The sequence below is a fragment of the Enterococcus sp. AZ120 genome (genome assembly GCF_050546165.1).
In the GTDB taxonomy this organism is placed as follows: domain Bacteria; phylum Bacillota; class Bacilli; order Lactobacillales; family Enterococcaceae; genus Enterococcus; species Enterococcus faecalis.
In genome coordinates, this window is the sequence record NZ_CP172950.1 from 814,944 (window position 1) to 830,000 (window position 15,057).

The 15,057-nt window shown below is 39.6% G+C and carries 8 protein-coding genes, 1 tRNA gene and 2 rRNA genes (1 of these 11 cut by a window edge); all 11 read left to right on the forward strand.

Annotation, left to right across the window (positions count from 1 at the left end; genetic code table 11):
• Positions 1-78: 78 nt before the first annotated feature.
• Positions 79-3,408, forward strand: a complete 3,330-nt coding sequence (gene dnaE, locus IGJ46_RS03945; protein WP_218391479.1) for a DNA polymerase III subunit alpha — start codon at positions 79-81, stop codon at positions 3,406-3,408.
• Between the two features lie 172 nt (positions 3,409-3,580).
• Entirely contained in the window at positions 3,581-4,543 is a 963-nt protein-coding gene (pfkA, locus tag IGJ46_RS03950; protein WP_002355947.1) for a 6-phosphofructokinase, read from the forward strand.
• A 64-nt stretch (positions 4,544-4,607) separates the two neighbouring features.
• Positions 4,608-6,365 carry a pyruvate kinase gene (pyk, locus tag IGJ46_RS03955; RefSeq protein WP_002355949.1) on the forward strand — a complete coding sequence of 586 codons (1,758 nt, stop codon included), beginning with the start codon at positions 4,608-4,610 and terminating at the stop codon, positions 6,363-6,365.
• Between the two features lie 373 nt (positions 6,366-6,738).
• Positions 6,739-7,308, forward strand: coding sequence for a YceD family protein (locus tag IGJ46_RS03960; protein WP_002363429.1), 570 nt, complete (start codon positions 6,739-6,741; stop codon positions 7,306-7,308).
• A 56-nt stretch (positions 7,309-7,364) separates the two neighbouring features.
• A complete protein-coding gene (gene rpmF / locus IGJ46_RS03965) occupies positions 7,365-7,544 on the forward strand; it encodes a 50S ribosomal protein L32 (protein WP_002355952.1) in 180 nt (59 codons plus the stop codon).
• A gap of 204 nt (positions 7,545-7,748) precedes the next feature.
• Positions 7,749-9,170, forward strand: a complete 1,422-nt coding sequence (gene gndA / locus IGJ46_RS03970; protein ID WP_002355953.1) for an NADP-dependent phosphogluconate dehydrogenase — start codon at positions 7,749-7,751, stop codon at positions 9,168-9,170.
• Positions 9,171-9,327: 157 nt separating this feature from the next.
• The gene (locus tag IGJ46_RS03975; RefSeq protein WP_002355954.1) at positions 9,328-10,014 is read left to right on the forward strand and encodes a response regulator transcription factor; all 687 of its coding nucleotides are present in this window, start codon (positions 9,328-9,330) and stop codon (positions 10,012-10,014) included.
• 10 nt (positions 10,015-10,024) lie between these two features.
• Positions 10,025-11,533: a HAMP domain-containing sensor histidine kinase gene (locus IGJ46_RS03980; protein WP_174090301.1), complete on the forward strand. Its 1,509-nt coding sequence runs from the start codon at positions 10,025-10,027 to the stop codon at positions 11,531-11,533.
• A 643-nt stretch (positions 11,534-12,176) separates the two neighbouring features.
• A 16S ribosomal RNA gene (locus IGJ46_RS03985) occupies positions 12,177-13,737 on the forward strand.
• Between the two features lie 79 nt (positions 13,738-13,816).
• Positions 13,817-13,889, forward strand: a tRNA-Ala gene (locus IGJ46_RS03990).
• Positions 13,890-14,065: 176 nt separating this feature from the next.
• Positions 14,066-15,057: ribosomal RNA gene (locus tag IGJ46_RS03995) — 23S ribosomal RNA — on the forward strand; it runs 1,921 nt beyond the window's last position.
• The 16S and 23S rRNA genes sit together here with 1 tRNA gene alongside, the layout of an rRNA operon.

Here is a 15,057-nt window from a genome sequence, read left to right on the forward strand (position 1 = left end):
CTTTAAAAGTAAAGAATCCGCGATAGGAAAATAAGAGAAGAGGCAAAAAATAGCAAGGATTCAAAAAGGAGCTGTCCAATGTCATTTCCACAATTACATACCGTTACTTCCTATTCGCTTTTATCTAGTACGGTTAGGATTCGTTCCTATGTAAAACAAGCGAAAGCGTTAGGTTATCAAACATTAGCGATTACCGATATCAATGTCTTGCATGGGGCGGTTGAATTTTATGAAGCATGCCAAGAAGCGGGAATTCAACCAATTATCGGTTTAAGATTAGAATATACCCCAGCAGAAAAAGAAGGGCATTCCGAGTTGCTTTTATTTGCTAAAAATTTAAAAGGGTATCAGCAATTAATGCAACTATCTAGCAGCAAAATGACGACAGAGGGTCCCTTTTACTTAGCGGAACATCAATCCTTATTAAGTGATTTATTTGCCGTGACTTTGTCAGCCAAAGGAGAAGTCGCCCAAACATTTTTTGAAGATGAACAACAAGCGGTTCACGCTTTCCAACAACTTGCTTCATATTTTGATCCCCAGTCGTTATTTGTTGAACATTCTTTTTCAATGAATCAACAACGCAATCCAGCGCTCTTTTCTTTTTACCAAAGAGAACAATTACCTGGCGTGGCTTTGCAAGAGGTACGTCATTTAACAAGGGAAGAAGGCTTTGCCGTAACTGTTCTTGAGAGCATCAAAGAAAATAATCAATTGAATATTACAAGCCAAACACCGGAAATAGAAGGTCTGAATTACTTGCGTGAAGCAGAGACGACGATGGAACAAATGCTTCAAATAGCTGGTGCAGAAGTGGTCCAGAATACGATTCAGCTAGCTGGAAATTGCCGAGTTGACATTCCTTTACATCAAAAATTATTACCGCATTTTCCTGTGCCTGATAATCAAACGGCAGGTTCTTATTTACGCACATTGTGTTTAGAAAAATTACCAGAAAGAGTGCCTCATCTAAATGAAGTTTACCAAAAACGATTAGAAAAAGAGTTAACCATCATTCACAATATGGGCTTTGATGATTACTTTTTAATCGTTTGGGATGTGATGGACTTCTGTCATAACAATCAAATTGTTACAGGCGCTGGCCGAGGTTCAGCTGCAGGCTCTTTAGTGTCCTATGTGTTATCAATTACAGATGTAGATCCAATCAAATATGATTTGCTTTTTGAACGTTTTTTGAATCCAGAACGCTACACGATGCCCGATATTGATTTAGATATTCCTGATAATCGGCGGGAGGAAGTTTTAGCTTATGTCAGTCAAAAATATGGTCATTATCACATGGCGCAAATTGCCACGTTTGGTACGATGGCTGCGAAAATGGTTTTACGGGACGTTGCACGTGTTTTCGGGTTGTCCCAGAGTGAAGCGAATCGTTGGTCGGCAGCTGTCCCCAACAAGCTGAAAATTACGTTAGAAGAAGCGTACCAAGAGTCGAAACGGATGCAAGAATTGGTCAATTTTTCACCAAATAATCAATTGCTCTATAAAACAGCTGTTCAGCTAGAAGGATTGCCTCGCCATGTTTCTACGCACGCAGCAGGTGTGGTAATTAGTGATGAAAATCTTTTGAATTTGGTTCCGTTACAACCAGGATCGAATGAAATTTTATTGACCCAATTTACTATGAATGATGTTGAAAAAATTGGTCTTCTGAAAATGGATTTCTTGGGCTTAAGAAATTTATCCATCATTGATGATACCCTCACAGCTGTTAAACGCGTCTATAATCGAACCATTCGTTTAAATCAGATTCCATTAGATGACGAAACAACGCTGGCTTTATTTAGAAAAGGGGAAACAAGTGGTGTTTTCCAGTTTGAATCTGCTGGAATTCGGAATGTATTAAGAAAATTAGGGCCAACTAGCATTGAAGATATTGCTGCTGTCAATGCCTTGTATCGTCCTGGTCCGATGCAAAATATTGATGTTTTCATCCGCCGGAAAAAAGGCTTGGAACAAATTAGTTATCCAGAGCCTAGTCTCGCCCCCATTTTGGAAAATACGTACGGAATTATTGTTTACCAAGAGCAGATTATGCAAGTTGCTGCGAAAATGGCAGGCTTCTCTTTAGGGCAAGCTGACATTTTACGTCGGGCCATTAGTAAAAAGAAAAAAGATGTGCTAGATGAAGAACGAAATCATTTTGTTAATGGTGCGCTACAACAAGGCTATCCTCAAGAGACAGCTAACCAAGTGTACGATTATATAGAGCGCTTTGCTAATTATGGCTTTAACCGCTCGCATGCATTTGCCTATTCCTTTATTGGTTTTCAAATGGCTTACTTGAAGGTTCATTATCCGAGTGCTTTTTATGTCGCATTGTTGCATTCTGTTCGTCATAATCCAACAAAAATTAAAGAATATATTGGCGAAGCTAGAAAAAACAAGCAGACGATTTTGCAGCCGTCAATTAACCAAAGTCACTACAGCTTTTACCTAAATCAGCAACAGCAAATTTTATTTGGTTTTAGTTCTTTAAAAGGAATCCGCCGAGACTTCATTCAAAATATTTTAAATGAACGCCGAGAAAATGGACCGTACAAAACGTTCGATGAGTTTCTTTTGCGAATTGACCGTAAGTGGTTGAAAGTTGAAAATATCGAACCATTGATTGCCATCGGTGCATTTGACGAAATTGCGCCTAATCGCCGTCAATTAGCGGTAGGTTTAGAGAGTAATATCCAAAGTATTCTTCTCAGCGGTGGTAGTATGGATTTGTTAGAAACATTGAAGCCAAAGGAAGAAGAAATTGCCGATTATCCGCTAGAAGAGCGACTAGAACAAGAAGAACAATATTTAGGGGTCTATTTATCAGGACATCCGACAGAAGAGTTCAAAAAAACACGCTTAGCCAAGCAAACGCAACTTGTTCATGAACTTGTTGAAAATCAGCCCACGAAATTATTGATTTATGTCAAAAACATTCGGACGATTCGGACCAAAAAGGGAGAACAAATGGCCTTTGTTGATGGGGATGATACAACAGGAAGTATTTCACTAACGTTGTTCCCAACCGTTTTTCGCCAGTTAAGACAGAGTGTCGAGAAAGGGCAAGTTTATTATGTGGAAGGAAAAGTGGAACGCAGTACGTACAATCAAGAATTGCAAATATTGGTTCAACGAATAGAAAAAGCGCAACAAGTAGAAACATCAATTAGTGACGAAACGTGTTTTATCAGAATTACAAAAGATGTCGAACAAACGGACGTTTTTCAGAAAATGAAAGAGGTACTCAGTCGTCATGCTGGACACATTCCAGTGATTGTCTATTTTGAAAAAACAGGAAAGAAAATAGTATTAAATGAAGAAAATTGGGTCGCTCATACAAGCGCTAGTCAGCAACAATTAGCTTACGTTTTAGGTGAGCAAAACGTCATTTTCAAATGATTTACGGTAAAAAATACTAGTTGTTTTCAACTTTTTTCATTTTTTTCTTCTTAACTCAAGACATTTTGGTTCTTTAATGGTAAAATGAATGACGTAATATTTTTGTATATCAATTTTTGCGAAAAGGTTTCTTTTGGCAGTTGAAAGTATATTATATGAGGTGAAATAGCGAATGAAACGCATTGGTATTTTAACCAGCGGGGGAGATGCCCCTGGAATGAACGCTGCAATTCGTGCAGTCGTACGCAAAAGTATTTTTGATGGAATCGAAGTTTACGGTATTAACTATGGATTTGCCGGTTTAGTCGCAGGCGACATCCGTCGTTTAGATGTTGCTGACGTTGGCGATAAGATTCAACGTGGTGGAACATTCTTGTACTCTGCTCGTTATCCTGAATTTGCTACTGAAGAAGGGCAATTAAAAGGAATCGAACAATTGAAAAAATTCGGTATTGAAGGCTTAGTTGTTATTGGTGGAGACGGTTCTTATCATGGCGCAATGGCTTTGACAAAACGTGGTTTCCCCGCTGTTGGAATTCCTGGAACGATTGATAATGATATTCCTGGAACAGATTTCACAATCGGTTTTGATACAGCGATTAACACTGTTTTGGAATCAATTGACCGAATTCGTGATACAGCGACTTCTCATGTTCGTACATTCGTTATCGAAGTAATGGGACGTAACGCTGGTGATATCGCATTGTGGTCAGGCGTGGCAGGCGGAGCAGATGAAATCATTATTCCTGAACATGATTTTGATATGAAAAACGTTGCCAAACGTATTCAAGAAGGCCGCGACCGCGGGAAAAAACATTGCTTAATCATTTTAGCAGAAGGCGTAATGGGCGGAAATGAATTTGCTGATAAACTTTCTGAATACGGTGATTTCCATACGCGTGTATCAATTTTAGGACACGTGGTTCGTGGGGGCTCGCCAAGTGCTCGTGACCGTGTATTAGCAAGTAAATTTGGGTCATATGCTGTTGAACTTCTAAAAGAAGGCAAAGGCGGTTTATGTATCGGTATGTTAGATAACCAAGTAGTTGCAGCTGATATTATTGACACGTTAGAAAACAATAAACACAAACCAGATTTATCTCTTTATGAGTTAAATCATGAAATTTCTTTTTAATCTTGTATATTAGCTAATCTTATTAGCTTTGTATAAACAAATTTGGAATAGGAGCGTTTTAGTAATGAAAAAAACGAAAATCGTATGTACGATTGGACCAGCTAGTGAATCCGTTGATATGCTAGTAAACTTAATTAATGCAGGTATGAATGTTTGCCGTTTGAACTTTTCACATGGTGACTACGAAGAGCATGGTGCTCGTATTAAAAACATTCGTGAAGCTGTAAAAATTACAGGGAAACGCGTAGCGATCTTACTAGATACAAAAGGTCCTGAAATCCGCACAAATGACATGGAAAATGGCGCAATCACAATGAAAATTGGTGACTCAGTACGTATTTCTATGACAGAAGTTTTAGGAACAAATGAAAAATTCTCAATCACTTATCCAGAATTAATCAATGATGTAAACGTAGGTTCACACATTCTTTTAGATGATGGTTTAATCGATTTAGAAGTAACTGATATCGACCGTGATGCAAACGAAATCGTAACAGTTGTTAAAAACGAAGGCGTCTTGAAAAACAAAAAAGGCGTTAACGTACCAGGCGTTTCTGTAAACTTACCAGGGATCACTGAAAAAGATGCTAACGATATCCGTTTCGGAATTGGTCAAGGAATTGACTTTATCGCAGCTAGCTTCGTTCGTCGTGCTTCTGACGTTTTAGAAATCACTAAAATTTTAGAAGAAGAAAACGCAACACACATCCAAATCATTCCTAAAATCGAAAACCAAGAAGGTATCGATAATATCGATGAAATCTTAAAAGTTTCTGATGGTTTAATGGTTGCTCGTGGTGACATGGGTGTTGAAATTCCAACAGAAGATGTTCCAGTTGTCCAAAAAGCTTTAATTAAAAAATGTAATGCTTTAGGTAAACCAGTTATCACTGCAACACAAATGTTAGATTCAATGCAACGTAACCCACGTCCAACACGTGCGGAAGCAAATGACGTAGCAAACGCAATCTACGATGGAACAGATGCAGTAATGTTATCAGGCGAAACTGCAGCAGGGGATTACCCATTAGAAGCTGTTCAAACAATGGCTCGTATTGCAGTTCGTACAGAAGAAACATTAGTTAACCAAGATTCATTCGCATTGAAATTATATAGCAAAACAGATATGACTGAAGCAATCGGACAATCTGTTGGCCATACAGCACGTAACTTGGGTATCCAAACAATCGTTGCGGCAACAGAATCAGGCCACACAGCACGTATGATCTCTAAATACCGTCCAAAAGCACATATCGTTGCAATTACGTTCTCAGAACAAAAAGCACGTAGCTTATCATTATCATGGGGTGTTTACGCAACAGTTGCTGACAAACCATCAAGCACAGATGAAATGTTTAATTTAGCTTCAAAAGTATCACAAGAAGAAGGTTATGCTTCAGAAGGTGATTTAATCATTATCACTGCTGGTGTTCCAGTTGGCGAAAAAGGCACAACAAACTTAATGAAAATTCAAATGATCGGTTCTAAATTAGTTCAAGGTCAAGGTGTCGGCGAAGAAGCAATTATTGCAAAAGCCGTTGTTGCAGGAACTGCTGAAGAAGCAGTTGCTAAAGCGACTGAAGGAGCTATTTTAGTTACAAAAACAACAGATAAAGAATACATGCCTGCAATTGAAAAAGCATCAGCATTAGTTGTTGAAGAAGGTGGTTTAACTTCTCATGCAGCTGTTGTAGCGATTGCGCAAAATATTCCAGTTATCGTAGGTGCTGCAGATGCAACATCATTAATTAATAATGACGAAGTGATTACTGTTGATCCTCGTCGTGGTATTGTTTACCGCGGAGCAACAACAGCTATCTAAGTCTAATTAATTCAATCATTTGATTTTAAGCAATATGTACTCGGACGCAAAGCTGGGACAAACCGATTCGTCAGTTTGTCTCAGCTTTTTTTACAAAGAAGACAGTAGTACGAAATGTTCAGAAAACACGTATTCAGTAAATAAAGAGTTGGGCGCAAATAGTAAAATTATGTCTTAGTTTTAAATTATCTATGTTATTTCACACAAAAATTTTGTTATTTAATTGAATAAGCGCTAAGTTATCTTCAACAGAAAAACAATTATAAAAAAAACGAAAGAAAAACAGGAAATAAGAAAGGGCTGTCAAGAAAATTTCATTGACAAAGCTTTCATACCCCTGTATAATAGCTTTTGTTGCTTAGGAGTGATAATTATGAAGTGGTCTTTGTTAGAATTAAATAAATACAAAGAAGAGCCGCTAGTGTTTTCAGAAACATTGCATCTTAAAGAAGAGCTTCTTCAACGAGATGATACCTTGTTGGATGTAAGTCCAATCAAAGTAGAAGGCTTATTAGCAGTCAATAAATCAGAATATTTACTTCATTACACTATTCAGGTAACTGTAACCGTTCCTTCATCCCGTTCTTTAGAACCTGTAGCTTTGCCAATGCAAATCACGGTCGATGAAGTCTTTATGACAAAAGAACAAATGGATACAAGAGATGAACGATTTGCAGCTGAAGAGATTATTTTATTGGACAAGCCAACAATTGATTTAGATGAATCTGTCGAAGACAACATTCTATTGTCCATTCCAATTCAAGTGCTTACAGAAGAAGAACAAAACAGTCAAGAAATGCCAAGTGGCAATGACTGGGAAGTGATTTCAGAAGAAGCATATTTGGAAAGTAAGCAGAAAGCAGCAGAACAAACAGTGGATCCTCGTCTGGCTAAACTATCAGAATTACTCAGCGATAATGCTGAAGAGGAAGATAACAGCTAGGTTGGAATATATTGTGTATGTAAATACACGCATCTTTACAAGGAGGTGGAACAACAATGGCAGTACCAGCTAGAAGAACTTCTAAAGCGAAAAAAGCAAAACGTCGCACACACTACAAATTAACAATCAAAGGCTTAAATGCATGCTCAAACTGTGGTGAAATGAAAAAAAGCCATCACGTATGTCCAGCATGTGGTCACTACGATGGAAAAGACGTAATGTCTAAAGAAGCATAAGCATAAAAACATTTTTTGAAATGTTGAATCCCCTAGGCTAACCATGGAGCCTAGGGGATTTGTATTTTTTTAAGAAAATATGAAGAAATTGGAAATTTATTGGCACTATATTGTTTTCATATGAAAGATAGTGCGTTATAATAGTGAGGATTATAAGAGAATGCTCATAGAATTTTCGTTGATTATAATATAGGAGGTCATAAAATGACAAAACAACAATTTGGCGTAGTCGGCATGGCTGTCATGGGGAAAAATCTTGCTTTAAACATTGAAAGCAGAGGCTATACAGTTGCGCTGTATAACCGTACAGGATCAAAAACAACAGAAGTGGTTGAAGAACATCCTGACAAAAACTTTCAAGCAACATACTCAATTGAGGAATTTGTGAATGCAATTGAAAAACCTCGTCGAATTATGTTGATGGTTAAAGCTGGACCTGCAACAGATGCGACAATCCAAGAATTGTTACCACACCTTGATAAAGGCGACATCTTAATTGATGGCGGTAATACGTTCTTCAAAGACACAATGCGACGTAATGAAGAACTAGCAAACTCAGGAATTAACTTTATTGGTACTGGCGTTTCTGGCGGAGAAGAAGGAGCCTTGAAAGGACCATCTATCATGCCTGGCGGACAAAAAGAAGCGTATGAGTTAGTTGCGCCAATTCTTGAAAAAATTTCAGCTAAAGCAGAAGACGGTGAACCATGTGTGACTTACATTGGCCCAAATGGTGCTGGACATTATGTAAAAATGGTTCATAATGGGATTGAATATGGGGACATGCAATTAATTGCTGAATCCTACGATTTAATGAAACAAATCTTAGGTTTATCTGTTGATGAAATGGCAGAGATTTTCAAAGAATGGAACGAAGGCGAATTAGACAGTTACCTTATCGAGATCACGGCTGACATTTTGACACGTAAAGATGATGAAGGAACCGACCAACCAATCGTTGATGTTATTCTTGATGCAGCAGGCAACAAAGGAACAGGTAAATGGACAAGCCAAAGTGCGTTAGATCTTGGTGTACCATTACCATTAATTACAGAATCAGTATTTGCACGTTTTATTTCGGCTTACAAAGAAGAACGCGTAAAAGCAAGTGGCATTTTATCAAAACCTGCAGCCTTTAACTTTGCAGGCGATAAAAAAGAATTGATTGAAAAAATTCGCGAAGCATTATACTTTAGTAAATTAATGAGTTATGCGCAAGGTTTTGCACAACTCCGTGCAGCTTCTGAAGAATACGGATGGGATTTACCATTTGGTGAAATTGCAAAAATCTGGCGAGCAGGTTGTATTATCCGTGCACAATTCTTACAAAAAATTACCGATGCATATGAAAAAAATCCAGCACTTGAAAACTTGTTGTTAGATGAATACTTTGTAGAAATTACGAAAAAATATCAACAAGCCGTTCGTGAAGTTGTTGCGATTGCTGTTCAAGCAGGTGTTCCTGTACCAACATTCTCATCTGCAATTGCTTATTACGATTCTTATCGTTCAGATCGCTTACCAGCGAATTTAATTCAAGCACAACGTGATTACTTCGGTGCTCATACGTACGAACGCACAGACAAAGAAGGAATCTACCATTACAGCTGGTACAACGAAGAATAAACACGCTGGAGACCATGAGTGTGGCTCACCATGCTCATGGTTTTACTGTGGCTTAAAAAAGAACCAGATAGATTGAGTAGTAATTCTCTAATAAGTAGTAAGGAATAAAAAGGTTGAGCTTGAGTATAGCTTTTAAAGAGAAAGGACAATTAATCAAATGAGCAACATTTTAATTATTGAAGATGAAAAGAACTTAGCGAGATTCGTTGAGCTTGAATTAAAACATGAGGGGTATACGACAGAAGTACACTACAATGGTCGTACAGGATTGGAAGCCGCTCTTAACAACGAATGGGATGCTATCCTTCTTGATTTGATGTTACCAGAATTAAATGGATTAGAAGTATGTCGCCGTGTTCGCCAAGTGAAAAATACACCAATTATTATGATGACTGCGCGTGATTCAGTAATTGACCGTGTTTCTGGCTTAGACCATGGAGCGGATGATTATATTGTTAAACCATTTGCAATTGAAGAATTGTTAGCTCGTTTACGTGCGTTACTTCGTCGTATTGATATTGAGGGCGATAAAAACGTTGCAAAACAAACAACGATTACATATCGTGACTTAACAATTGAAAAAGAAAATCGTGTCGTTCGTCGTAATTCTGAAATGATTGAATTAACAAAACGCGAATACGAATTACTATTAACGCTAATGGAAAACGTGAATGTTGTCTTGGCACGTGATGTGTTACTAAATAAAGTTTGGGGCTATGAAACAGAAGTAGAAACAAACGTTGTGGATGTGTATATCCGCTACTTACGAAATAAAATTGACGTACCTGGAGAAGAAAGCTACATCCAAACTGTCCGTGGAACTGGCTACGTTATGCGTTCGTGAGAACTAATTAATGAAAAGAACGATTAAAAAAGAACTGGAAGGCCCATCTTTAACTATAAAGTGGGCTTTCGCAAGTTCTTTCTTTATATTTGTAGTTTTTACCATTTTTGCGGTGATTACCTATAAGTCTTCTGTCAGTCTTATTGTTGCCAAAGAAAAGGAAAATGTCGAAGCAACGATTGCAGAAGTAACAAATCGATTAGCTAATGCCAATGAAAATTTAACGGTAACAGACGTTTTTGACTATTTAAAAACGCCGAGTGAAAGAGATGAAAACTACTATAATAAGCATACAGCAGTAGAAGGTTCGTTTATGGAAATGGACAGTTTCATATCTGAACTAGGACAACCAGAACTTTATTTATCTGTGTATGACACAAACCAAAAGCTAGTTTTTAAAACACAAAATGAATATGATAAGTTATTACAATTGGATCGACAATTACCTGTTGTTCGAACTGTTTTTGATAAAACCGGTTTTTATTCCGTGGAACCTATTTTTTCAAAAGAAACACGAGAAAAGATTGGCTATATTCAAGCGTTTTATGAACTTTCTTCTTTTTATGAAATTCGTAATCATTTATTATTAACACTTGTAGTTTTAGAAGTGATTTCTCTGATTGTAAGTAGTGTCTTAGGCTTTATCCTCTCTTCTTATTTCTTAAAACCATTAAAAGTATTGAGAGACACGATGGATACAATCCGCAAAGACCCGCAATCAGATGTCCACATGCCGGAGATTAATACGAGAGATGAGTTAGCAGATATCTCGGAAATCTTTAATGAAATGTTAGATCGTATGAGACGCTATATCGAACAACAAGAGCAGTTTGTTGAAGATGTTTCCCATGAATTAAGAACGCCCGTTGCGATTATGGAAGGCCATTTAAACCTTTTAAATCGTTGGGGGAAAGACGATCCTGAAATTTTAGATGAATCATTAAAGGCCAGTTTACAAGAAATTAGTCGTATGAAGAGTTTGGTCCAAGAAATGCTTGACCTTTCACGCGCTGAACAAGTGGACACCCAATATGCAAATGAACGAACAGATGCTAAACAAGTAGTCTACCAAGTATTTAATAACTTCCAATTGGTTTATCCTGAGTTTCATATCACATTAGATGACGATTTACCAACCGAAGTTGAACTGAAAATCTATCGTAATCACTTTGAACAATTGCTAATTATTCTATTAGATAATGCGATTAAATATTCAACAGATCGAAAAGAAGTGCATATTTCCATTTCTCGAACGATGAATGAATTTGAAATAGCTGTGCAAGATTTTGGTGAAGGAATCACTGAAGAAGACTTGGAGAAAATATTTGATCGATTCTATCGAGTAGATAAAGCCCGTGCAAGAAATAAAGGTGGTAATGGCTTAGGTCTATCGATTGCAAAACAATTAGTCGAAAACTATAAAGGACGTATTGATGCAGAAAGCGTAGTGCATCAAGGAACGATCTTTAGAATTTTTATTCCAATCGCTGGAATAAAAGAAGAGAGCAACGTACAATAAAGTACGTTGCTTTTTTTACGAATGATTAACGAACATTTCAGTAAGAGAAAAGGGATTATAAGATAAAGAAACGAATGTTTTCTTTGCAGAAAATATTCATCGTTCGAAATTGAAAAAAATGTTATTTTTCTGCAAAATAATAGTTGCGTTTTAGAAAAATCCTTGGTATATTAATATCTGTTCTGACAAACAGTTCGTTAAGAAAAAAGTTTTAAAAAGTTAAAAATTTTTCTTGACGAAAAGATAAATAACATGTTAGAATAACAAAGTCGTTAAAGAGATTGCTTTTAAATCAATCGTTTGATCAAAAAAACTTGTTATAAAATAACAAAAAAGTTTTAAAAAGTTGTTGACAAACAACTGAGATAATGATAAGATATAGAAGTTGTCACAACAGACGGCAACGACCGAGCAAAACAACTTAAAAAACTTTTTCAAAAAAGTTCTTGACATTCAAACGAAAGTTTGTTATGATATAAAAGTTGCTGCGAGGTAACGTAGACCTTTGAAAACTGAACAAAGAATAGACGAACCAAATGTGTAGGGCGTCTTGATTCAATTCAAGACAACAAACATTTTTAATAAGCAAGCAATATGCTAGCAAACAAATTGAGCTTAACAATCGCAAGATTGTTCTAACTTTTATTATGAGAGTTTGATCCTGGCTCAGGACGAACGCTGGCGGCGTGCCTAATACATGCAAGTCGAACGCTTCTTTCCTCCCGAGTGCTTGCACTCAATTGGAAAGAGGAGTGGCGGACGGGTGAGTAACACGTGGGTAACCTACCCATCAGAGGGGGATAACACTTGGAAACAGGTGCTAATACCGCATAACAGTTTATGCCGCATGGCATAAGAGTGAAAGGCGCTTTCGGGTGTCGCTGATGGATGGACCCGCGGTGCATTAGCTAGTTGGTGAGGTAACGGCTCACCAAGGCCACGATGCATAGCCGACCTGAGAGGGTGATCGGCCACACTGGGACTGAGACACGGCCCAGACTCCTACGGGAGGCAGCAGTAGGGAATCTTCGGCAATGGACGAAAGTCTGACCGAGCAACGCCGCGTGAGTGAAGAAGGTTTTCGGATCGTAAAACTCTGTTGTTAGAGAAGAACAAGGACGTTAGTAACTGAACGTCCCCTGACGGTATCTAACCAGAAAGCCACGGCTAACTACGTGCCAGCAGCCGCGGTAATACGTAGGTGGCAAGCGTTGTCCGGATTTATTGGGCGTAAAGCGAGCGCAGGCGGTTTCTTAAGTCTGATGTGAAAGCCCCCGGCTCAACCGGGGAGGGTCATTGGAAACTGGGAGACTTGAGTGCAGAAGAGGAGAGTGGAATTCCATGTGTAGCGGTGAAATGCGTAGATATATGGAGGAACACCAGTGGCGAAGGCGGCTCTCTGGTCTGTAACTGACGCTGAGGCTCGAAAGCGTGGGGAGCAAACAGGATTAGATACCCTGGTAGTCCACGCCGTAAACGATGAGTGCTAAGTGTTGGAGGGTTTCCGCCCTTCAGTGCTGCAGCAAACGCATTAAGCACTCCGCCTGGGGAGTACGACCGCAAGGTTGAAACTCAAAGGAATTGACGGGGGCCCGCACAAGCGGTGGAGCATGTGGTTTAATTCGAAGCAACGCGAAGAACCTTACCAGGTCTTGACATCCTTTGACCACTCTAGAGATAGAGCTTTCCCTTCGGGGACAAAGTGACAGGTGGTGCATGGTTGTCGTCAGCTCGTGTCGTGAGATGTTGGGTTAAGTCCCGCAACGAGCGCAACCCTTATTGTTAGTTGCCATCATTTAGTTGGGCACTCTAGCGAGACTGCCGGTGACAAACCGGAGGAAGGTGGGGATGACGTCAAATCATCATGCCCCTTATGACCTGGGCTACACACGTGCTACAATGGGAAGTACAACGAGTCGCTAGACCGCGAGGTCATGCAAATCTCTTAAAGCTTCTCTCAGTTCGGATTGCAGGCTGCAACTCGCCTGCATGAAGCCGGAATCGCTAGTAATCGCGGATCAGCACGCCGCGGTGAATACGTTCCCGGGCCTTGTACACACCGCCCGTCACACCACGAGAGTTTGTAACACCCGAAGTCGGTGAGGTAACCTTTTTGGAGCCAGCCGCCTAAGGTGGGATAGATGATTGGGGTGAAGTCGTAACAAGGTAGCCGTATCGGAAGGTGCGGCTGGATCACCTCCTTTCTAAGGAATATTACGGAAATACACATTTCGTCTTTACTTTGTTCAGTTTTGAGAGGTCTACTCTCAATCAAATAAATTCGGGGCCTTAGCTCAGCTGGGAGAGCGCCTGCTTTGCACGCAGGAGGTCAGCGGTTCGATCCCGCTAGGCTCCATTGATAGCTTTTGCTATCAGATTCGTTCATTGAAAACTGGATATTGAAGTAAAAAGAATCAAAACAAACCGAGAACACCGCGTTGAATGAGTTTTTTAATAAGTTCAATTGCTTATTTATTGATTAACCTTCTATCGCTAGAAGAAGTGATCAAGACCCAACCGTAAGGTTGATAAGGTTAAGTGAATAAGGGCGCACGGTGGATGCCTTGGCACTAGGAGCCGATGAAGGACGGGACTAACACCGATATGCTTTGGGGAGCTGTAAGTAAGCTATGATCCAGAGATTTCCGAATGGGGGAACCCAATATCTTTTATAGGATATTACTTTTCAGTGAATACATAGCTGATTAGAGGTAGACGCAGAGAACTGAAACATCTTAGTACCTGCAGGAAGAGAAAGAAAATTCGATTCCCTGAGTAGCGGCGAGCGAAACGGGAAGAGCCCAAACCAACAAGCTTGCTTGTTGGGGTTGTAGGACTCCAATATGGTAGTCTGTTAGTATAGTTGAAGGATTTGGAAAATTCCGCTAAAGAGGGTGAAAGCCCCGTAGACGAAATGCTGACAACACCTAGGAGGATCCTGAGTACGGCGGAACACGAGAAATTCCGTCGGAATCCGCGGGGACCATCCCGCAAGGCTAAATACTCCCTAGTGACCGATAGTGAACCAGTACCGTGAGGGAAAGGTGAAAAGCACCCCGGAAGGGGAGTGAAATAGATCCTGAAACCGTGTGCCTACAACAAGTCAAAGCTCGTTAATGAGTGATGGCGTGCCTTTTGTAGAATGAACCGGCGAGTTACGATTGCATGCGAGGTTAAGTCGAAGAGACGGAGCCGCAGCGAAAGCGAGTCTGAATAGGGCGAATGAGTATGTAGTCGTAGACCCGAAACCATGTGATCTACCCATGTCCAGGTTGAAGGTGCGGTAAAACGCACTGGAGGACCGAACCCACGTACGTTGAAAAGTGCGGGGATGAGGTGTGGGTAGCGGAGAAATTCCAAACGAACTTGGAGATAGCTGGTTCTCTCCGAAATAGCTTTAGGGCTAGCCTCGGAATTGAGAATGATGGAGGTAGAGCACTGTTTGGACTAGGGGCCCATCTCGGGTTACCGAATTCAGATAAACTCCGAATGCCATTCATTTATATCCGGGAGTCAGACTGCGA